This window comes from Pseudomonas sp. LPB4.O (assembly GCF_038383825.1).
Classification (GTDB): domain Bacteria; phylum Pseudomonadota; class Gammaproteobacteria; order Pseudomonadales; family Pseudomonadaceae; genus Aquipseudomonas; species Aquipseudomonas putida.
The window spans coordinates 5,377,446-5,398,094 of record NZ_CP151298.1 but is presented as its reverse complement, the minus strand read 5'-3'; the positions used below and the strand labels follow the sequence as shown (position 1 = coordinate 5,398,094).

18 protein-coding genes and 1 other RNA gene are annotated in these 20,649 nt (G+C 60.8%); 7 read left to right on the top strand and 12 right to left on the bottom strand.

Translation table 11 applies throughout. The annotated features are described in order from the left end of the window. Window positions 1–49 precede the first annotated feature (49 nt). A complete protein-coding gene (locus MRBLPB4O_RS24425) occupies window positions 50–2,443 on the top strand; it encodes a TonB-dependent siderophore receptor (RefSeq protein ID WP_341796837.1) in 2,394 nt (797 codons plus the stop codon). Window positions 2,444–2,648: 205 nt separating this feature from the next. On the opposite strand, the gene MRBLPB4O_RS24420 is transcribed toward MRBLPB4O_RS24425, so the two are convergent. Both MRBLPB4O_RS24420 and MRBLPB4O_RS24415 read right to left on the bottom strand, forming a co-directional pair. Further along, window positions 2,649–3,086 carry a GNAT family N-acetyltransferase gene (locus tag MRBLPB4O_RS24420; RefSeq protein WP_341796836.1) on the bottom strand — a complete coding sequence of 146 codons (438 nt, stop codon included), beginning with the start codon at window positions 3,084–3,086 and terminating at the stop codon, window positions 2,649–2,651. Window positions 3,087–3,131: 45 nt separating this feature from the next. Further along, window positions 3,132–3,680: a GNAT family N-acetyltransferase gene (locus MRBLPB4O_RS24415; protein WP_341796835.1), complete on the bottom strand. Its 549-nt coding sequence runs from the start codon at window positions 3,678–3,680 to the stop codon at window positions 3,132–3,134. 157 nt (window positions 3,681–3,837) lie between these two features. Here MRBLPB4O_RS24415 and MRBLPB4O_RS24410 point away from each other — a divergent pair, with 157 nt between their 5' ends. Further along, on the top strand, window positions 3,838–4,686 hold the full coding sequence (locus MRBLPB4O_RS24410) for a helix-turn-helix transcriptional regulator (RefSeq protein ID WP_341796834.1): 849 nt from the start codon (window positions 3,838–3,840) through the stop codon (window positions 4,684–4,686). 159 nt (window positions 4,687–4,845) lie between these two features. Here the strand turns inward: MRBLPB4O_RS24410 and MRBLPB4O_RS24405 are convergent, their stop codons facing one another. The 7 genes from MRBLPB4O_RS24405 to MRBLPB4O_RS24375 form a co-directional block, all read right to left on the bottom strand. Beyond that, window positions 4,846–5,109: a DUF3077 domain-containing protein gene (locus tag MRBLPB4O_RS24405; protein ID WP_341796833.1), complete on the bottom strand. Its 264-nt coding sequence runs from the start codon at window positions 5,107–5,109 to the stop codon at window positions 4,846–4,848. An 88-nt stretch (window positions 5,110–5,197) separates the two neighbouring features. Continuing rightward, window positions 5,198–5,440, bottom strand: a complete 243-nt coding sequence (locus MRBLPB4O_RS24400) for a hypothetical protein (RefSeq protein ID WP_341796832.1) — start codon at window positions 5,438–5,440, stop codon at window positions 5,198–5,200. 361 nt (window positions 5,441–5,801) lie between these two features. Continuing rightward, window positions 5,802–6,200, bottom strand: a transfer-messenger RNA (tmRNA) gene (ssrA, locus tag MRBLPB4O_RS24395). Window positions 6,201–6,299: 99 nt separating this feature from the next. Further along, window positions 6,300–6,596 (bottom strand): hypothetical protein, encoded by a 297-nt coding sequence (locus tag MRBLPB4O_RS24390; RefSeq protein ID WP_016501659.1) that lies wholly within the window; start codon window positions 6,594–6,596, stop codon window positions 6,300–6,302. A 217-nt stretch (window positions 6,597–6,813) separates the two neighbouring features. Continuing rightward, window positions 6,814–9,624 carry an FAD-binding and (Fe-S)-binding domain-containing protein gene (locus MRBLPB4O_RS24385; protein ID WP_341796831.1) on the bottom strand — a complete coding sequence of 937 codons (2,811 nt, stop codon included), beginning with the start codon at window positions 9,622–9,624 and terminating at the stop codon, window positions 6,814–6,816. Window positions 9,625–9,699: 75 nt separating this feature from the next. Next, window positions 9,700–10,845: an FMN-dependent L-lactate dehydrogenase LldD gene (gene lldD, locus MRBLPB4O_RS24380; protein ID WP_043202589.1), complete on the bottom strand. Its 1,146-nt coding sequence runs from the start codon at window positions 10,843–10,845 to the stop codon at window positions 9,700–9,702. A gap of 63 nt (window positions 10,846–10,908) precedes the next feature. After that, window positions 10,909–12,579, bottom strand: a complete 1,671-nt coding sequence (locus tag MRBLPB4O_RS24375) for a lactate permease LctP family transporter (RefSeq protein ID WP_341796830.1) — start codon at window positions 12,577–12,579, stop codon at window positions 10,909–10,911. A 254-nt stretch (window positions 12,580–12,833) separates the two neighbouring features. Between MRBLPB4O_RS24375 and MRBLPB4O_RS24370 the strand changes: the two genes are divergently transcribed. Beyond that, a complete protein-coding gene (locus MRBLPB4O_RS24370; protein WP_341796829.1) occupies window positions 12,834–13,601 on the top strand; it encodes an FCD domain-containing protein in 768 nt (255 codons plus the stop codon). A gap of 122 nt (window positions 13,602–13,723) precedes the next feature. Here the strand turns inward: MRBLPB4O_RS24370 and smpB are convergent, their stop codons facing one another. Next, the gene (gene smpB, locus MRBLPB4O_RS24365; protein ID WP_016501655.1) at window positions 13,724–14,206 is read right to left on the bottom strand and encodes an SsrA-binding protein SmpB; all 483 of its coding nucleotides are present in this window, start codon (window positions 14,204–14,206) and stop codon (window positions 13,724–13,726) included. A gap of 162 nt (window positions 14,207–14,368) precedes the next feature. Here smpB and MRBLPB4O_RS24360 point away from each other — a divergent pair, with 162 nt between their 5' ends. Next, complete coding sequence (locus MRBLPB4O_RS24360; RefSeq protein WP_016501654.1) at window positions 14,369–14,803, top strand: type II toxin-antitoxin system RatA family toxin; 435 nt, start codon at window positions 14,369–14,371, stop codon at window positions 14,801–14,803. 63 nt (window positions 14,804–14,866) lie between these two features. On the opposite strand, the gene MRBLPB4O_RS24355 is transcribed toward MRBLPB4O_RS24360, so the two are convergent. Next, window positions 14,867–15,403 (bottom strand): outer membrane protein assembly factor BamE, encoded by a 537-nt coding sequence (locus MRBLPB4O_RS24355; RefSeq protein ID WP_016501653.1) that lies wholly within the window; start codon window positions 15,401–15,403, stop codon window positions 14,867–14,869. 97 nt (window positions 15,404–15,500) lie between these two features. Here MRBLPB4O_RS24355 and fur point away from each other — a divergent pair, with 97 nt between their 5' ends. Beyond that, window positions 15,501–15,905 (top strand): ferric iron uptake transcriptional regulator, encoded by a 405-nt coding sequence (gene fur, locus MRBLPB4O_RS24350; protein ID WP_003249922.1) that lies wholly within the window; start codon window positions 15,501–15,503, stop codon window positions 15,903–15,905. A gap of 195 nt (window positions 15,906–16,100) precedes the next feature. Here fur and recN read toward each other — a convergent pair whose 3' ends face one another. Then, complete coding sequence (gene recN / locus MRBLPB4O_RS24345; protein ID WP_341796828.1) at window positions 16,101–17,774, bottom strand: DNA repair protein RecN; 1,674 nt, start codon at window positions 17,772–17,774, stop codon at window positions 16,101–16,103. 193 nt (window positions 17,775–17,967) lie between these two features. Here recN and grpE point away from each other — a divergent pair, with 193 nt between their 5' ends. Together grpE and dnaK are read left to right on the top strand one after the other, a co-directional pair. Further along, window positions 17,968–18,525 (top strand): nucleotide exchange factor GrpE, encoded by a 558-nt coding sequence (gene grpE, locus MRBLPB4O_RS24340; RefSeq protein ID WP_016489179.1) that lies wholly within the window; start codon window positions 17,968–17,970, stop codon window positions 18,523–18,525. Window positions 18,526–18,626: 101 nt separating this feature from the next. Further along, the gene (gene dnaK / locus MRBLPB4O_RS24335; RefSeq protein WP_341796827.1) at window positions 18,627–20,552 is read left to right on the top strand and encodes a molecular chaperone DnaK; all 1,926 of its coding nucleotides are present in this window, start codon (window positions 18,627–18,629) and stop codon (window positions 20,550–20,552) included. Window positions 20,553–20,649 lie beyond the last annotated feature (97 nt).

Sequence of the window (20,649 nt, the reverse complement as noted above, 5' to 3'; positions counted from 1 at the left end):
GAAGGCCGGAATACAGGCCAGCCCGCCGACCCCTCTACGGAGCGAGAAAATGAGTTTGACCCCGGTTTCACAGCGCCATCCATTGAGCCGTGCTGTGCACGCTGCTTTCCTGGGCCTGGTTGTCAGCAGCGCTGCGCTGCCTGCGCTTGCACAAGAGGCAACCGCTGAGCGCAACAACCAGGTCCAGCAATGGAATATTCCTGGGGGCCCACTGGCCCCGGCGCTTGACCACTTTGCGCGCCAGGCCGGTATCAGCCTGTCCTTCGACGCACAGAGCGTAGCCAACCGCAACACGGCGGGTGTGCAGGGTGCGCTGGGTACGTCGGCTGCACTCTCGTCGTTGTTGCAGGGGACCGAGCTTCAGGCTGAACAGCAAGGCCCGAGTGCTTACCTGGTGGTACCGCAGCCAAAGCCGACCGGCCCGCTGGAACTGGGCGCGACCGAGGACTACCGCCTGGCGCCCGTCATCATCAACGCCAAGGTCAAGGCCAGTGCCGACGATGACACCAACTCGGTGGTTGCCAAGGAACTGTGGGTGGGTGGCAAGGTGGCGACCAGCATCCTCAACACGCCAGCCTCCGTGTCGGTAGTGACCAACAAGGAAATGCAGCAGCGCAGCGTCAGCACCACGGAAGAGGCGCTGCAATACACCCCTGGTGTGGTCAGCGACTTCTACGGCTCGGACGACCGCAACGACTACTTCCAGATCCGCGGCTTCCAGGCCACCACTTACCGTGACGGCCTGACCTTGAGCTCGATGCGCGGTGTGCGTGAAGACCCGTTCGCCTATGAGCGCATCGAAATTCTGCGCGGCGCCAACTCCACCCTGTTCGGCCCGGCAGACCCAGGCGGCTCGGTCAACTTCGTGACCAAGCAGCCGCGCTTCGAAAAATTTGGCCAGGGCTATGTCACCTACGGCTCGTATGACCATGCCGAAACCGGTATCGATGTAGGCGACGCCCTGAACGACGAACAGACGCTGGCTGGCCGCTTCACTGCCAAGATGCAGAACAGCGACCGTGAGTACGACCACTCGCAGGACGATAACCGGTTCGTGATGGGCGGCCTGACCTGGGCGCCTACCGACTTCACTTCGGCTACCGTGATCCTCGACTACCTGAAGACCAACAGCTCGCCAAACAGCGGTGGCTACCCACTGGACAAGGAATACGACCGCAGCGATTTCTACGGCGAGCCCGGCTACAACTTCCACGATGTCGAGCGCACCAGCCTCAGCGGCAACATCACCCACGACTTCGACAATGGCTTCACGCTGCGCGGCAACCTGCGCTACAGCGAGTTGAGCGATGACTTTGGCTATGTCTACCTGAGCGACAGCGCTTCGCGGGTTGGCACCACCATACCGCGCTACGTGTTCGGCACCGACAGCGATGCCGATCAGCTCAACGGCAACCTGATGCTGCAATACGATGCCCAGTTCGAGCACATCGACAGCAGCACCCTGGTGGGTGTGGAATACCTCGACTCCACCACCAAACAGAGCTCCGTATACAGCCTGGCGCCCTCCATCGATATCGCCAACCCAGTGTTCACCGGCGTGCCGGGCGGCATCACGCCCTATACCCGCAAGAAGAACGACGCCACCACCAAGGCCGTGTTCCTGCAGCAGAACCTGTCCTTCCATGACCGCTTGATCGCTACAGCGGGTGTGCGTAATGACTCCATGGACCTGTCCAGCACGGAGTACGTCGGCGGGGTGAGCAAGCAAAGCGACAACTTCTCTGAAACGTCCTACCGTGGTGCACTGACTTACATCGTCAACGATGAAGTCTCCACTTATGTGAGCATGGTGGAATCTGTTTCGCCCCCGCAGGTTGGCGTAACGCCGCAGACCGGCAGGCAGTACGAAGTGGGTGTGAAGTACTCGCCACTGGGCATGGATGCGTTGTTCTCTGCTGCCGTTTATGACCTGACCCAGGAAAACGTCACCATCGCCGTCGTGCTGCCGAGCGGCATCATCGAACAGCAGACGGTGGGCGAGTCACGTGCCCGCGGCCTGGACCTGGAAGCCAAGGCGCAAGTCACGCAAAACCTCAGCCTGATCGGTGCCTATTCCTACATGGAAACTGAGGTGCTGCGCGGCGCGCTGTATGACGGCAGTTCGCTCAAGGGCAAGGAATTCACTGTGGCGCCGAAGCATACGGCTTCGCTGTGGAGCTACTACGACATTGCCAACACTGATGTGAGCGTTGGTCTGGGTGCCAGGTACGTTGGTGGTTATTACATGGATGCTGCCAACACCAAGAAGAGCGACGGTACCACGCTGTTTGACGCGGCCTTGAACTACAAGATTGCCAAAGGGACTGACCTTGCCCTGAATGTCAGCAACCTGTTTGACGAGCAGCATGTGGTGGGGTCGGGGACGGCGAATTACTACAACCCGGGGCGTGAGGTTACGGCGAAGGTGAGTTACAGCTGGTAAGGCGGGTAGGGGGCACGGACTCCGTCCGTGTTCTCGAGCAAATCAGCCCCTGCAGGTGTGCAAAACACTGACGTCTGCAAAGATGCCTGTAGGGGTAACTGCCCTGGGTGTAAGCACCAAGGAAAACGGCAGCAGCGAGCTCAGCGGCAACTGCTTGAGCGTCGAGAGGGAGGGATCGGAATGTCGCTCAGATTGTATTTGGCGATCAAATCATGATCCTCGCCCGCATATCCTCGCCGTCTACATCCATGCCAACCTCGACAAACCCAAAGCTGGAATAGAACCCTTTGGCTACGATGTTGTTGGGGTTGTAGCAAATTTCAATTTCTTTCAAATCTTCGATCTGTTTTATTTCCTGCAGGGCGAGACCCAGGGCTACTCTACCGATGGACTTCTGCTGATGTTCTTTGTCTACCATAAAGCGCCAGATGGAGACTTTTTCTTTTGATTCCTGCACCCACATAAAGAAGCCCACGGGCTCTTCATCCGCTATGATGGCGCGTGTGAAGTAACCTGGGTTGTATGCAGCCTCAACGAGCGACCAAGTATTACTAGCCACGTAGTCCTCCTGCTCCTCAGTGACCTCCAGTTCACAAATTACCTCATAGTTTTGTTGGGTTATTTGGGCGAGTGAGATTTCCATAGCGTCTCCTGAGTTTTCTCCTGGCGGTACCTTTGGTTTGTGTTCTTACTCTTTCGAATGTCCTAGCCATTCTTGGTAAGTGATACGGCTAATGTGTTCTGTTCGGTAGTCTTGGAGGAATGGGTTATATTTGTTTTCTTCCGTGTGGTGAAAGCGAAAGCCACACTTCGATTGAGCAGCATGGGACTGGATGTTGTCGGCGAAGTAACCACACCATAGTGCTTTGAGGCTCAGGTTTTCAAAAGCATGTCGCATCACTTCACGCACTGCTTCCGGAATCAGGCCTTTGCCCCAGTACGGCACACCGATCCAGTAGGCTATTTCCCCTTCCTGCTCACTGATTTCAAAATGGCTGTTGCTGCCTATGAGAATGCCCACACAACCCACAGCACGGCGATTTTCCTTCAATTCGACCGCGTACACCTCTGGGTGATTGAAGACTGTGCGGATGATGTCGGCACTGTTCTCCACACTGGTGTGCGGGGGCCAGCCAGCGATGGGGCCGACTCGGGCGTCTTTGGCATATTCGTATAGATCAGCGGCGTCTGTGTCTTGCCACGGGCGCAGCAAGAGTCGTTCTGTTTTAAGTGTCATATCCTGTACTCGTAGTGGATTGGTGTGTTCGGGATAGAGTATTGGGAGACAGGGCATCGGTACATGCCAGTAACTCGGCTTCTTCGGTACTTTTCGAAACAATCGCGCCACGCAGTGATACGATGATGGCTACTGTTTGTTGTAGCGCTGAGGCACTATGCATCACATTCCGAAGCTCTCCGTTCCTGACGATCCGATGCGGATGGGAGAAACCACGCTAGCGGAAGGGCGTGGTTTGCCGCTCTCCTTCGGTCATGCTTACTTGACGCTGCTGGTGTGCCTCTCCGGTAGTGCCCACTTCACTCTCAACTTCAAAGAGCATGCGGTCAGGCGCGGTGGTGTGATGCTGCTAGCTGAGGACACTATTGCCTTGCTCAAACGTCGCTCGCGCCGCTTCAAGGTTTTCTTCTGCCTGATGCCGAAAAATTTTGCAGCGGAGGTAGCCTACCCGCTGCCAAATAGCTTGTTCGTATTTCTGCATGACCACCCTCATTGCGTTCCATCCAAGGACGACATGCCGCTGGTAGAGGGGTGGGTGGCACAGATGCGTAACGTTGCGCAGACTTGTCCCACATACCAACGCATCATATTGCGCAATCAGCTGCAGAACCTCTTTTTGAAAATAGCCGAGCAATTGCCAGCCACTCCCATAGAAAACAGTGGCTTCAACCGGCAGGAAATGCATTGTTGGCGCTTCTGGGAGTTGATTGGCAAACACTGCCGCCGCTACCGAGATGTGAAGTTCTATGCCGATGCACTGAATATCACACCGTTCTACCTGTCGCAGTTGACCAATGCGTTTTTCAATGAAACTCCCAAGGGCCTGATCGATCGGCAGGTAACCTTGGAAATCAAGGCTCTTCTTTCGTACAGTGACTTATCTATTGGCCGTGTGGCCGAGGAACTGAACTTCGCCGACGCATCGTACTTGTGTCGCTACTTCAAGCGCCAAACGGGTGTTTCGCTCTCCCGTTATCGTAAGCACAAGAAGGCGGAGGGGGACTGACCTGCGGTCAAAATAAGTAATCAAAATAGGGTGTGTCGGCCTGGAACGCCGAAGTGGCGATCAACGATTGAACGGTTGAAAGAGCGCTTTCCGCCCTACCATGATATGGCCGCCACCTAGGTCAGATGGCGGCGGCTGGTAGGCCTAGCGGTTTGGGTTTCAACGCATCATGCCGAGTTCGGCATCATCCAGTAGCGCTTTGCCCAAAGCGCAAAGGTAGTGCGCAGCCCAGATCAGCTTGGGCTTGTCTTCCATCAGGCCATCAATAGTCAGGTCCCGCGCGTAGCCCATCAGTTCCGAGGCCTGTTCGCGGGCGTTCTGGCAAGGGATGCCGGGTTCGATGCGGAACAGTGGGTGAGTCTGGTTTTCGCCTTGAAAGAAGATGGTTTTGCCGACGGTGCAGTTCGTGTCTTCGGTGGGCATTGATCAATCTCCCTGGTCTGGTGGTTGCCTGGGCTGGCCCTGTCGCCGGCAAGCCGGGGTCCCACAGGTTTTCTGCTCGATATGCGAATCAGTGCATCGGTTGCGGGTTCGCTGGCTGCTGTATTTGCACCAGCGCTGATTCGAGCAATCGGCGCAGGGTTTCGAGCTCGTGCATCGAGGCCATGATCAACACCGATGCGGGCGACCTGGGCTGCATCAGCATCGCCTGCTGGGCTACGGCTTCTGCGCAGAGTGCGTAGTCCGTGGCCATCATGATCGTGTCTTCCAGGGAGTGGAGGTGGTGGGGTGGGTCGGGGACTATCTTCAACATGATTGCTTCCATTTCAGGGCCGTCACCATCTGCTGTCAAACAGAGGGTGGCAGCTGTACGCGGGTTGACAGACCGGCGGAAACAACAAGTTCCGGCGCACGCAAGCGTGCCCGCACGTACAGCCGCCATAAGGACGAGCCGTTTTGTTGTTTACCGTCGCGACCTGTCAAAGTCATGCCGTTGATGAGCAACGACCCACCGAGACTAAAACCCCGAAAAAATGACCGCAACGGAAAACAGGCGCTGGGAGTATCTTTGGGAAACGCCCTACAAGAAAGGGGGTAAATCCGATTTTTCGGCCCGCAGGGCCCAAAATCCAGGCACAAAAAAAGACGCCCGAGGGCGTCTTCTTCTTTGGATTTGGTGGAGCCGGGGGGATTTGAACCCCCGTCCGCCAGTACTCCGCTGTCGGTACTACATGCGTAGCCGTGTCTACTGATTTAATCCGCAGCCGCCCGACGGGCAGGGTGCTTTGGATGAGTTGTGTAAGTTTTAGTCACTTCGCCCACAACGTGCTACGCGACGATCCTGTTCTGTATGACAATCAGTTCGGGTTTACAGGCATCCCCTAGTGATTGCTGGAGCCGAAGCTACCAGAAGCAACGGGTCAAGAAGACTGCTTACGCAGCCAGCTTGTACTCCGCGCCGTAGTTATCGTCATTGGCAACTATAAAAGTTGCAACAGTGGATTTACGAGTTCTGTTACCAACTCGGCATGCACCTAGAGTTTCGCTACCGGCGTCGAATCCTAATCGGCCCCACACTAGCGTTACGCTAACGCACCTTACGGCACGTGGGATGGAGTATACGCCATTGCGCGGGCGACGTCGACAGCCGGTCCTGTCGCCCGCATCAAGGCTCACGCGCCGCCGCCGCCGCTGCCGGAGCTGCTGCCTTTTTCGGTTTTTTCCAGGCGCTCCAGCACTTTGCTGGTGATGGCGATGCATTCCTTGGTATCGCCCGAAGCTTGGGCGGCCTTGGCTTTGTCGACGTGCTCGGTGAGGGCCTTGTCCAGGCCTTCGGAGGTGGCGCCGGCGGTGGCCATGCTGTCGTCGATCTTTTGCAGGTTGGTGGTGCAGAGGTCATCGGCGGCGAACACCGGCGAAGCCAGCAGGGTGGCGGCCGCGAACAGGGCCGAAAGCGCGGTACCTTTCATGGGTGTCTCCTCTGGGGCCTCTGGAAGGTGGGCCTGTAGGGTGGACTGTGGGGGATTGGCGGGGGTTCAATCGGGATGGGGGAGGGATTGATTGGCAGTGGGACCGGGGTGGCTGCTGGGTTCGCCTTGGAATGCGCGGCGCCTGGAAGATCGAGCGCCGCCCGCGCGGTGCTCGATCTCCCAGGCGCTGCAACCCCCACGCCGAACCGCTCCCGGCCTAGATGCTGCGTGGGCGGGTGACGCGGTCTACCAGGTAGACCAGGCCGTGGTAGTCGATGCCGCTGTGGCTCGACAGGCCTATCTCGCAGGTGCGGCTGGTGGAGATGCCTTCGCTGCAATACTGCACCGCGTCCTTCAGGCTGCGCAGCGAGTGGGCGTTGAGTTCGGGGGTGGTGAAGCCTTTGTCACCGGCAAACCCGCAGCAATGGATGCCTTCGGGGATTACCACCTGTTTGCTGCAACGCCGCGCCAGGTCGATCAGGGCCTGGCTTTCGCCCAGGTGCTGGGTGCTGCAGGTCACGTGCACGGCCACCGGCTCGTCCTGGGGGGTGAACTCCAGGCGGTCGAGCAGGTGGGTGCGGATGAAGCGTACCGGGTCGTAGAGGTCCAGCCGGGTTTCGCCCAGGTCTTGCACCAGACGCAGGGTGCAGGGGCTGGTGTCGCAGTAGATCGGGTCAAGGCCGCCGCGGCTGGCGTGCAGCAGGGCGGTGATCAGCTCCTGGCGCTTGTGCTCGGCCTGTTCGGGGTAGCCCTTGGAGGCGAAGGGCTGGCCGCAGCACAGGCTGTCGGCGTTGTCGGGGAACACCACTTGGTAGCCGGCCTTTTCCAGCAGGGCGCGGGTTTTGTCCAGCAGCGAGCTTTGCTCGCGGTCGGCATAGGCCGGGCCCATCACTCGTGACACGCAGGCTGCCAGGTACACCACGCGGGGGCGTGCGTCGTTGCTGGCCGGGCCGAAGCTGATCGGGCGCAGGGGTTGTGGCATGGCCGGGGTCCACTGGGGTAGGCGGCCTTTGCTGGCGTTGCTCAGCGAGGCGCTCAGGCGGCCCAGGCGCGGGGCGCCGAGCAGCTTGCGTGCAGTGTTGGCGGCCGTGAGGGTAAGGCGGGCGCCACCCAGTGCGGTGTGGAAGTGCTCGGCTAGCCAGTCGGCGGTCTTGGTGTGTTCGGCGGCCTGGCTGCGCAGTTTCTTCACCAGCTCGCCGGTGTTGATACCGACCGGGCAGCGCTGGGCGCACAGACCGGTGGCGGCGCAGGTATCGAGGCCTTGGTACTGGTAGGTCTGCATCAGTTCGCGGGTGTCGATGCCGGCACGTTGCTTGGCCTGGATGTCCCGCCACATGACGATGCGCTGGCGCGGGCTGAGGGTAAGCCCTTTGGACGGGCACACCGGTTCGCAGAAGCCGCATTCGATGCACTTGTCGACGATTTCGTCGGCGGCTGGCAGCGGCTTGAGGTTTTTCAGGTGGATGTCAGGGTCTTCGCTCAGCACCACGTCGGGGTTGAGGATGCCGTTGGGGTCGAGCAGGCGCTTGAGCTTCCACATCAACTGGTAGGCGTCATGGCCCCATTCCAGTTCCACGAATGGTGCCATGTTGCGCCCGGTGCCGTGCTCGGCTTTCAACGAGCCGCCGAACTCCACCGCCACCAGTTGCGCCACGTCGTCCATGAACGCCTTGTAACGGGCGACTTCCGCGGCGCTGTTGAAGCCTTGGGTGAAGACGAAGTGCAAGTTGCCTTCCAGCGCATGGCCAAAGATGATCGCTTCGTCGTAGCGGTGCTTGTCGAACAGCAGGATCAGGCGGTTGACGCCTTCGGCCAGTTGCTCGACGGGGAAGGTCACGTCTTCGATGATCACCGTGGTGCCGGTCTGGCGCACGGCGCCGACGGCGGGGAAGGTGTCCTTGCGGATTTTCCACAGCTGGTTGTACACGGCTGGGTCTTCGCTGAAGTCCACTTGCTGTTCCAGCGGGAAGTCGGCAATCGAGGCCATCACCTGGCGCAGTTGCTCGTGCAGCAGGCTCTGGCTGGCGGCGCGGGACTCGATCAGCAGGGCGCAGGCGTTGTCTGACAGGCCTTTTACCCACAGCGGCATGCCGGGCATGTTCTGCACCGAGCGCAGGCTGCGGCGGTCGAGCAGTTCCACGGCAGATACCGGCTGCTGCTTGAGCACGGGCACCGCGCGGCAGCAGCTTTCGACGCTGGGGAACACCAGCAAGGCGCTGGCCTTGTGCGGGTGATCAGGCACGGTGTCGTAGGTGGCGGCGCTGATGAAGCCCAGCGTGCCTTCGGAACCGACCAGCAGGTGCTGCAGGATGTCCAGCGGTTGGTCGTAGTCCACCAGTGCGTTCAGTGACAGGCCGGTGGTGTTCTTCAGCCGGTATTTGTGCCGGATGCGCTCGGCCAGCGCGGTGTTGGCGCGGGTCTCGCGGGCCAGGCGGGCCAGCGATTCCAGCAGCTCGGCGTGGCTGCTTTCAAAGGCGGCGACGCTGGCCGGGTCTTCGCTGTCGAGGCGGGTGCCGTCGGCCAGCACCAGGCGCAGGCCGGCCAGGGTGTGGTAGGTGTTCTGCGCGGTGCCGCAGCACATGCCGCTGGCGTTGTTGGCAACGATGCCGCCAATCTTGCAGGCGTTGATCGACGCCGGGTCGGGGCCGATCTTGCGCCCGAAGGGGGCCAGCCAGGCGTTGGCCTGGGCGCCGATCACGCCCGGTTGCAGGCGGATCTGCTCGCCCTGGCCACGGATTTCGCGGCCGTTCCAGTTATCGCCGAGCACGATCAGTACCGAGTCGGTGATGGCCTGGCCAGACAGGCTGGTGCCGGCTGCGCGGAAGGTGACCGGCACCCGCTCGCGCTGGGCCAGTTTGATCAGGCCGACCACTTCGTCCTCGGACTCGACGCGCACCACCAGCTTGGGGATCAGCCGGTAGAAGCTGGCGTCGGTGCCGAAGGCCAAGGTGGACGTGGGGTCGTCGAAGCGGCGTTCGGCGGGTATCAGGCGCTCGGCATCACGCAGAAACGCGGCGGGCAAGCTCATGCAGTCTCCTCGCGGGGCCGTGGCGTCTGTGCGCCACATGCCCCGGGTCAATCAGGCGGTGTTTCTTGCAGGCGGTCAGGCGCCCAGTTCGCGTACCAGCGAGTCGCGGGTGATCTCGCTGATCGACTTGGCGCCGGTCAGCACCATCGCCACGCGCATTTCCTTCTCGAACAGCTCCAGCAGGTTCTTCACCCCGGCCTCGCCGTGCACGGCAAGGGCGTAGAGGAAGGCGCGGCCGATCAGTACGGTGTCGGCGCCCAGGGCGATCATGCGCACCACGTCGAGGCCACTGCGGATGCCGGAGTCGGCCAGAATTTTCAGATCGCCTTTGACGGCGTCGGCAATTGCCGGCAGGGCGCGGGCGCTGGACAGCACCCCATCGAGCTGGCGGCCGCCGTGGTTGGACACCACGATGCCGTCGGCGCCGAACTTGACCGCATCGCGGGCGTCATCGGCATCGAGAATGCCCTTGATGATCATCGGGCCGTCCCAGTACTCGCGGATCCACTCCAGGTCTTTCCAGGAGATGGACGGGTCGAAGTTGTTGCCCAGCCAGCCGATGTAGTCGGCCAGGCCGGTGGGGTTGCCGCGGTACTTGGAGATGTTGCCCAGGTCGTGCGGGCGGCCCATCACGCCGACATCCCACGCCCATTCGGGGTGGGTCATGGCTTGCAGCACACGGCGCAGCGGGCCGTTGCGGCCGCTCATGCCCGAGTGGGCATCGCGGTAGCGGGCGCCGGGTACGGGCATGTCGACGGTGAACACCAGGGTCTTGACCCCGGCGGCCTTGGCCCGCTCCAGGGCGTTGCGCATGAAACCGCGGTCCTTGAGCACGTACAGCTGGAACCACATCGGCCGGTTGATCGCCGGGGCCACTTCTTCGATCGGGCACACCGACACGGTAGACATGGTGAACGGGATGCCATGGGCCGCGGCTGCACGCGCCGCCTGCACTTCGCCACGGCGCGCGTACATGCCGGTGAGGCCGACCGGGGCCAAGGCCACCGGCATGCTCAGGGTTTCGTCGAACAGCTTGGTTTCCAGGCTGAGCTCGGACATGTTGTTCAGCACGCGCTGGCGCAGGGCAATGCCGGCCAGGTCCGACACGTTGTGGCGCAGGGTGTGCTCGGCGTAGGCGCCGCCGTCGGCGTAGTGGAACAGGAAGGGAGGCAGCTTGCGTTGGGCCGCGGCGCGATAGTCGGTAGAGGCAGAAATGATCATGGATTCTCGCAGCGTTGCTTGTGGGGAGTGCCGGGCGCGCAATGGCGCCCGGCCCCTTTCACTTTAGTGATGAACCAGCATGCCGGTCAGCCAGTAAGCCTGGACCAGGGTGATCAGGCCGACGATGGTGGCAAAGAACAGGCTGTGCTTGACGGTGAAGCGGAACAGGTCGGATTCCTTGCCCACCAGGCCGGTGGCGGCGCAGGCCACGGCAATGGACTGCGGCGAGATCATCTTGCCGGTCACGCCGCCGCTGGTGTTGGCCGCTACCAGCAGGGTGTCGTTGACGCCGATCTGGTGCGCAGTGGTGGCCTGCAGCGAGCTGAACAGGGCGTTGGACGAGGTGTCCGAGCCGGTCAGGAATACGCCAAGCCAGCCAAGGAACGGCGAGAAGAACGGGAACGCGGCGCCGGTGCCGGCCAGTACCAGGGCCATGGTCGAGGACATGCCCGAGTAGTTGGTGACGAAGGCGAAGGCCAGCACCATGCCGATCGACAGGATAGGCCAGCGCAGCTCCCAGAACGTTTCCTTGAAAGTGGTCAGACCAGTTTTGAAGTTGATCTTCAGCACCGCCATGGAGATCAGCGCCGAGAGGAAGATCGCGGTGCCGGTGGCAGAGATCGGGTCGAGCTTGAACACTGCTGGCATGGCAGTGGGCGCGGCAACGATCGGTGCGGTCTTGATCACCAACTGGTCGAGGTGCGGGATGGCGAAGTTGAAGACGAAGTTGTACATGGCACCGCCCGGGGCGAACGCTGCCTTGAACGGCTTCAGGGTCCAGATGGTGACCAGTACGGTCAGGATCAGGAACGGCGACCAGGCCTTGAAGATTTCACCAAAGCTGTAAGGGCTTGGCTGGCTGCCGCTTGATTGCACAACGGCTGCGCCGACGCTGCCTTTGGCTTCGCTGAACGAACGCTTTGGCTGCCAGACTTTCAGGAACAGGGTGAGGCTGATCAGGCTGGCCAGTGCCGAGGTGATGTCGGGCAGCTCAGGGCCGATGAAGTTCGACGTGAAGTACTGGGTAACGGCGAAGCTCAGGCCGGCGACCAGGGCGGCAGGCCAGGTTTCCTTCACGCCGCGCAGGCCGTCCATCATGAACACCAGCCAGAACGGCACGAACAGCGACAGCAGCGGCAGCTGGCGGCCGGTCATGGCGCCGATGTGGAAGGCGTCGATGCCGGTGACCTGGCCGGCCACGATGATCGGGATGCCCAAGGCGCCGAATGCCACCGGTGCGGTGTTGGCGATCAGGCACAGGCCGGCGGCGTATAGCGGGTTGAAGCCCAGGCCCACCAGCAGCGCGGCAGTGATTGCCACGGGGGCGCCGAAGCCCGCCGCGCCTTCCAGGAAGGCACCGAAGCAGAAGCCGATCAGCAGCACTTGCAAGCGCTGGTCGTCGGTAATCGACAGCACCGAGCTGCGGATCACTTCGAACTGGCCACTCTTGACCGTGAGTTTGTACAGGAACACCGCGGCAACGATGATCCATGCGATTGGCCAGAGGCCGTAGAGGAAGCCATAACCCGCGGCAGCGAGGGCCATGTCGACAGGCATCTGGAAGGCAAAGATCGCCACCAGGATCGACAGCGCGAGCGTGATGCTGCCCGCTACGTGGCCTTTCAGGCGGAACACGGCGAGGGCAAGGAAGAAGAACACGATAGGGATGACTGCCGCCAGTGCGGACAAGCCAAGACTACCAAGCGGGCTATAGAGTTGTTGCCAGGTTTGCATATGGGGTGGCCCCTAATTGTTGTTGGTCAGCACTGGCATTGGATAATTGGTAAGACCAATTTACAATGGCTGGTCGCTAGGTTAAAAGCGCTGTCGTGGGTGTGTCAATTTGTCCTGTGCAAAACTTTGGTCGCGTGCCGATGAGCGGGCGCCTGATGCGCTGGCAAAATCGCGGCTTGATGGATGTTTGCGCGGCCTGGATCGGCGAGAATAGGCGCCCCTGAAATTTGCCGGGGGTTTGTGGAGAGCATGTGATGGTTTTTGATCAGGTCCGCCAACGGCGCCTGTCCGACGACATCGTCGATCGGTTGGAAGGGATGATTCTGGAAGGCACGCTGACCTCGGGGCAGCGGCTGCCGGCCGAACGCGCCCTCGCCGAGCAGTTCGGCGTGTCCCGCCCGTCACTGCGTGAGGCGATCCAGAAGCTGGTGGCCAAAGGGCTGCTGGTCAGCCGCCAGGGCGGCGGCAATTTTGTTGCCGAGTCACTGGGCTCTACCTTCAGCGACCCATTGCTGCAGTTGCTCGAGCACAGTGCCGAGGCGCAGCGCGACCTACTTGAATTTCGCCATACCCTGGAGGCGTCGTGTGCCTATTACGCCGCCCAGCGTGCCACCGAGCCGGACCGGGCACGCTTGAAGGCGGCCTTCGATGCGTTGCAGGACTGCTACAGCAGGGTCGATGAAGTCACTCGGGCGGAGGAGGGTGTGGCCGATGCACGCTTTCACCTGGCGATTGCCGAGGCCAGCCATAACGCGGTGCTGCTGCACACCATTCGTGGTTTGTTCGACCTGCTCAAGCGCAACGTGGTGACCAACATTGGTGGCATGTACCAGCAACGCACCGAAACCCGGGACATGCTGATCAGCCAGCACCGGGAACTGTACCTGGCGATTGTCGAGGGCAGGGCGGAGGATGCGCGGGAGGTGTCCAGCCGGCACATTCTGTATGTGCAGGAGGTGCTGCAAGAGGCACACGAAGAGGCGCAGCGGGTGGCGCGGGCAGAGCGGCGCAGCGGGCGCTGAGATCGGTGCTGGATTCTTCGCGGGCACGCCGCTCCCACAGGATGGGCGCCGGGTTTGGACCTGGCGCGATCCCTGTGGGAGCGGGCGTGCCCGCGAAGAGGCCGGAACAGGCTAAAGACTAATTAGTCTTCCTTGCCCTTGTTCCGCACGACCCGCTGCAGCTCGCGGTTGGAATCGCGTTCGCGCACGGTGTCGCGCTTGTCGTATTCCTTCTTGCCCTTGCCCAGCGCAATTTCGCACTTGATCAGGTGCTTGCTCCAGTACAGCGACAACGCCACGCAGGTGTAGCCCTTTTGCGCTACAGCCGCTTCCAGCCGCTCCAGCTCGCGCTTGTTCAGCAGCAGCTTGCGGGTGCGGATGGGGTCGGCGATGACGTGGGTGCTGGCAGTGGTCAGCGGGGTGATGTGGCTGCCGAACAGCCAGGCTTCACCGTCCTTGAGCAGCACGTAACTGTCAACGAGGTGCGCCTTGCCAGCTCGCAGGCTTTTTACTTCCCAGCCGGACAGGACCAGCCCGGCCTCGAACTTGTGTTCGATGAAGTAATCGTGTCGCGCTTTTTTATTTTGCGCGATGGTCCCGGTCGGATGTTTTTTTTGCTTAGCCATAGGGGCGGCATTATAGGCAAGTCCGTGCGTCGTCCGCTATGGGATTTCGGTGTGCTTGAGCCACTGCAATGAATACCGGACAATACGGGCCTGTCTTGGTGACAGAACCTGTTTTCGGCACGCTGCGAAGCGCCGCCACCCAGCCTTGGAAGTGACGCCTGGATGACAACCCATATTCAACGCTCCGCCCTGCTGCCATACCCCGCCCAGGCGCTCTATGATCTGGTCAACGATGTGGCCAGCTACCCAGAGTTTTTGCCGTGGTGCTCGGCCTCGACGGTGATCGACGCCAGCGACACGCACATGCACGCCAAGCTCGAGGTGGCCAAGGGCGGCATGAGTCAGTACTTCGTCACGCGTAACGTGCTGGTGCCGGGGCAGTCTATCGAGATGAACCTTGAGGAGGGGCCGTTCACGCAGTTGCATGGCGTGTGGGTGTTCAAGCCGCTGGGTGAAAAGGCCTGCAAGATCAGCCTGGACCTGTCTTTCGATTATGCCGGGCCGATTGTGCGCGCCACCTTGGGCCCGCTGTTCAATCAGGCGGCCAACACGCTGGTCGATGCTTTCTGCCAGCGTGCCAAGCAACTGCATGCCTGACAGATACGGCGAAAACAAAAAGCCCGGACCAGGTCCGGGCTTTTTTGTGACTGCTGTTCCCGCTTAGCGGGTTTCCAACGGAGCCGGCGTCGGGACCGGGGTGGTCTCGATGGTGTCGATTTCGCGCTGGATGGACTCTTCCACCGAGCCTGGCTTAGCTGGTTTTTCTTCAGGCTGAGCTGCTGGCTGCGCTGTCTGGCCTGGCTCGGTGGCCGGGCTGACTGTGGTGTCGCTGCTGCCCCCCAGGATTTCCTGGTCGCGGCTGACGCCTGGCATGAAGTCGCCCGACAAGCTGACCAGTTGGTCGCTCTCGTTGAAGAAGATGCTCATGCGCTCTTGCTGGCGTTTACCACCGCCAGGCTGCAGGCTGTACAGGTAATCCCAACGGTTGGTGTGGAAGGTATCCTGAATCAGCGGGTTGCCCATGATAAACCTTACTTGCCGGCGGGTCATTCCCGGGCGTAATTGGTCTATCATGTCCTGCGTGACGACATTGCCCTGCTGGATGTCGATTTTGTAAACCCCGGGAAACGAGCAACCGGCGAGTGCGAGCAGTCCCACTAGGGTGAGGCTGGTTAGCAAGAGCTTGGTGTTTTGCATCGGTGGGCGACTTCCACTATCTTGGCTGGACAACGTAAACCCCGATCATACCCGTATTAAGAGAAGCTGCGAAGCAGCATCGGCGAGAAAGCTGACCATGGTTGAAAATAGCGAATTACGCAAAGCCGGTCTCAAGGTGACCCTGCCTCGAGTCAAGATCCTTCAGATGCTCGATTCCACCGAGCAGCGTCACATGAGTGCCGAGGATGTTTACAAGGCACTGATGGAAGCAGGCGAGGACGTAGGCCTGGCCACCGTCTATCGCGTACTGACCCAGTTCGAAGCGGCGGGTCTGGTGGTTCGCCACAACTTCGACGGCGGCCACGCAGTGTTCGAGCTGGCCGATGGCGGTCACCACGACCATATGGTGAACGTGGATACCAGTGAAGTCATCGAATTCATGGATGCCGAAATCGAGAAGCGCCAGCGCGAAATCGTAGCCGAGCATGGCTTCGAGCTGGTGGACCACAATCTGGTCCTGTATGTGCGTAAGAAGAAGTAACGATTTTTTATCGTTATGAATGACAAAGGCGACCTTCGGGTCGCCTTTGTGCTTTCTGCTTCGGCAGATTAATTTGGTTGTCTGCACTGGCCCTATCGCCGGCAAGCCAGCTCCCGCAGGTACACCCCATATCCCAGGTCCTGTGATCACCCTGTGGGAGCTGGCTTGCCGGCGATAGGGTCAGTACCGGTAGCATCAAGCCTTGCCAGAAACCACCATCTTGCGCGCATGCGCCAGGGATTCCTTGGTCAGGTCAATGCCGCCCAGCATCCGCGCCACTTCTTCTACCCGCTCACGCTTGCCCAGGCTGGCCACGGCGGTGTGGGTGGTGTCGCTGTTGCGCACTTTGTGCACAAACAGGTGGTGATGCCCTTGCGCGGCTACCTGTGGCAGGTGAGTCACGGTCAGCACCTGGCCGCGCTCTCCCAGGCGGCGCAACAACTGGCCGACAATTTCGGCAGTAGGGCCGCCGATACCCACGTCGACTTCGTCGAATACCAGGGTAGGAATGCGCGATGTCTGTGCGGTAATCACCTGGATCGCCAGGCTGATACGCGACAGTTCGCCACCCGAAGCTACCTTGGCCAGGCCCTTGAGCGGTTGGCCGGGGTTGGCGCTGACCAGCAGTTCGATCTGCTCCAGACCATGCGGTGACAGGTCTGCGCCCTCGGTGGGCGTCAGCTCGATGCGGAAACGCCCGCCGGGCATGCCCAGGCGCTGGATTTCCTGCTCTACGGCGCCCGCCAGTTGCTGGGCGGCTTGCTGGCGCAGGGCGCTGAGTTCACGGGCCCGCTCTTTGTAATGCTGTGCGAAAGCCGCCAGTTCCTCGCCCAGCCGCTCGATCGACTCGTCACTGGCGTTCAGGCCTTCGATTTCTTCCATCAGTTGTTGCTGCAGGTGCGGCAGTTCAGTGGGGTGCACGCGGTGTTTGCGCGCGAGTGTATAGATGGTGTCGAGACGTTCTTCCAAAGCCTGCAGGCGCATCGGGTCGGCGTCGAAGTTGTCGAGGAAACGGTTGAGCTCGCCCACGGCTTCTTCTATCTGGATCTGTGCGCTGGCGATCAGGTTGGCGGCCTCGCCCAGGGCCTTGGGTGAGTGGGTGGCAGCGCCCAGCCGGTTGAGGCTGGAGGTGAGGGCGCTGAGCACGTTGCCCGAATCGCTTTCACTGCACTGGTCGATCACTTGGCGACAAATGCCGAACAGCGCTTCGGCGCTGGTCAGGTTCTTGTGCTCCTGCTCCAGTTGCTCCAGTTCGTGCTCGCCCAGGCCGAGGTTGTCCAGTTCTTCCAGCTGGTAGCTTAGCAACTGATGACGGGCGCGCTGCTCGTCACCTGAATTGGACAGCCGCTCCAGCTCCAGGCGGGTCTGGTTCCAGCGCTTGGCCGCCAGATGCACCTGGCGGGCCAGGTCGACGGCGCCGGCGTACTCGTCGAGCAGGCGGCGGTGGGTGTCGGTTTTCAGCAGCGACTGGTGCTCGTGCTGGCTGTGGATATCGATAAGCAGCTCGCCCAGCGCCTTGAGGTCGCCCAGCGGGCACGGCGTGCCGTTGATGTAGCCGCGGCTGCGCCCTTCGGCGGTGATTACCCGGCGCAGGATGCATAGCCCGTCGTTGTCCAGGTCGCGTTCGGCCAGCCAGGCATGGGCTTCCGGGATGTCTACCAGGTCGAAGGTGGCGAGGATGTCTGCCTTGTCGGTGCCAGGGCGCACCACGCCACTGTCGGCACGGTCGCCAAGGGCCAGGCCGAGGGCGTCGAGCATGATCGATTTGCCGGCACCGGTCTCGCCCGTGATGACGGACATGCCGCGGGCAATTTCGAGGTCGAGGTGCTCGACGATGGCGTAGTTGTGAATGGACAGGTGCACCAGCATGAGGGGCGGCTCCCGAAAGTCAGGTCTGGTTATTTATACAGTACTTTTTTCAGGCCTGCCAATGCCCCCTGCCAGATTCTGTTGCAACCCGGAAAACCACCTTGCCCCTTGAAGCTGGTTTTTCCGGCCCCATATAGCCGACATCACAGGCGAGCCTGGCTCGCAGTCCACAAAATTGCGCAGGAGAGACCCCATGGCTGATGAACAGCTGAACGAGAAAGACCTTAACGTGGAAGAAACCGGTGCAGGCACTGCAGCTGACACCCGTGTTCTGGAGCTCGAGGAACAGCTGGCCGCAGCCAAGGACCAGGCGCTGCGCGCCGTTGCCGACGTGCAGAACGTGCGCCGTCGTGCCGAGCAGGATGTGGAGAAAGCCCACAAGTTCGCCCTGGAGAAGTTCTCCAGCGACCTGCTGCCGGTCATCGACAGCCTGGAACTGGCCCTGGCCCACTCCAGCGCCGAGGATGAGCACGTCAAGCAGATCCGCGAAGGCGTCGAGCTGACCCTGAAAATGTTCCAGGACACCCTCAAGCGCTACAACCTCGAAGCAGTCGACCCGCACGGCCAGCCGTTCAACCCTGAGCACCACCAGGCCATGGCCATGCAGGAAAACGGCGAAGTCGAGCCAAACAGCGTGCTGAATGTGTTCCAGAAGGGTTACCTGCTGAACGGCCGCCTGCTGCGCCCCGCCATGGTGGTGGTCAGCAAGGCGCCGAGCGCGGCGCAACCCTCGATCAATGAAAAGGCTTGAAATCCTTCCGGGCAACCCCATCTAGGTGTCAAGCCTTCAAGTATTACCGCAGTTGGCCAAAGTAGTCGCTGCTACCAAATTCAAGTTTCGGGAGAGTTAACATGGGTAAAATCATCGGTATCGACCTGGGGACCACCAACTCGTGCGTCTCCATTCTGGAAAACGGTAACGTCAAAGTCATCGAAAACGCCGAAGGTGCGCGTACCACCCCTTCGATCGTGGCCTACGCCAACGATGGCGAAATCCTGGTGGGTCAGTCGGCCAAGCGCCAGGCTGTGACCAACCCGCACAACACCCTGTTCGCAGTGAAGCGCCTGATTGGCCGCCGCTTCGAAGAAGACGTTGTGCAAAAAGACATCAAGCTGGTGCCGTACAAGATCGTCAAGGCGAACAACGGTGACGCCTGGGTCGAGGCTGCTGGCAAGGAAATGGCTCCGCCGCAAATCAGCGCCGAAGTCCTGAAGAAAATGAAAAAGACTGCCGAAGACTACCTCGGCGAGCCAGTCACCGAAGCGGTCATCACCGTTCCGGCCTACTTCAACGACAGCCAGCGTCAGGCCACCAAAGACGCCGGCCGCATCGCTGGCCTGGACGTAAAACGCATCATCAACGAGCCGACTGCCGCTGCACTGGCTTATGGCATGGACAAGGCCAAGGGCGACCACACTGTCATCGTTTATGACCTGGGTGGTGGTACCTTCGACGTTTCGGTCATCGAAATCGCCGAAGTCGACGGTGAGCACCAGTTCGAAGTACTGGCTACCAACGGCGACACCTTCCTGGGTGGCGAAGACTTCGACATGCGCCTGATCGACTACCTCGTCGACGAGTTCAAGAAAGAGTCGGGCATGGACCTGAAGAACGATCCTCTGGCCCTGCAGCGCCTGAAAGAAGCCGCAGAAAAAGCCAAGATCGAGCTGTCTTCCGCTCAGTCGACCGACGTCAACCTGCCGTACATCACTGCAGATGCCACCGGTCCTAAGCACCTGAACGTGAAGATCTCCCGCGCCAAGCTGGAGTCGCTGGTCGAAGACCTGGTCAAGCGTACCATCGAGCCTTGCCGCATCGCCCTGAAAGACGCCGGCATCGACGCCAGCAAGATCGACGACGTGATCCTGGTCGGCGGTCAGACCCGTATGCCGCTGGTGCAGAAAGAAGTTGCCGACTTCTTCGGTAAAGAAGCACGCAAGGACGTCAACCCGGACGAAGCAGTTGCCATGGGCGCTGCCATCCAGGGCGCTGTACTGGCCGGTGACGTGAAAGACGTACTGCTGCTGGACGTCAGCCCGCTGACCCTGGGTATCGAAACCATGGGCGGCGTGATGACCGCGCTGATCGAGAAGAACACCACCATCCCGACCAAGAAGTCGCAGGTGTTCTCGACTGCCGATGACAACCAGGGCGCCGTGACCATCCACGTACTGCAGGGTGAGCGCAAGCAGGCTGCGCAGAACAAGTCGCTGGGCAAGTTCGACCTGGCTGACATTCCGCCAGCACCACGTGGCGTTCCACAGATCGAAGTAACCTTCGACATCGACGCCAACGGCATCCTGCACGTAGGCGCGAAAGACAAGGCTACCGGCAAGACTCAGTCGATCGTGATCAAGGCCAACTCCGGCCTGTCGGACGAAGAGATCGAGCGCATGGTGCGTGACGCCGAGGCTAACGCCGAGGAAGACCGCAAGTTCGAAGAGCTGGCCGCTGCCCGTAACCAGGGTGATGCGCTGGTTCACTCGACCCGCAAGATGGTTGCTGACGCGGGTGACAAGGTCACCGCTGAAGAGAAAACTGCCATCGAGGCTGCCGTTGTTGCCCTGGAAACCGCTGTCAAAGGCGATGACAAGGCTGCAATCGATGCCAAGGTCGAGGAGCTGTCCAAGGTCTCTGCCCCGGTTGCTCAGAAGATGTACGCCGAGCAGTCGGCCGAACAGCCTCAGGGTGGCGCGCAGCAGGCCGAGCCGGAAGCCAAGCACGATGACGTGGTTGACGCCGAGTTCGAAGAAGTGAAAGACAACAACAAGCAGTAATCCCTGCATGTTGTCGGCCAGCCCACCGCCGTTTGGCGGTGAGCTGGTAGGATGTCGCCGCGCGGGGGCTTGCTCCCGCGTTGGCGTATCTGGAATT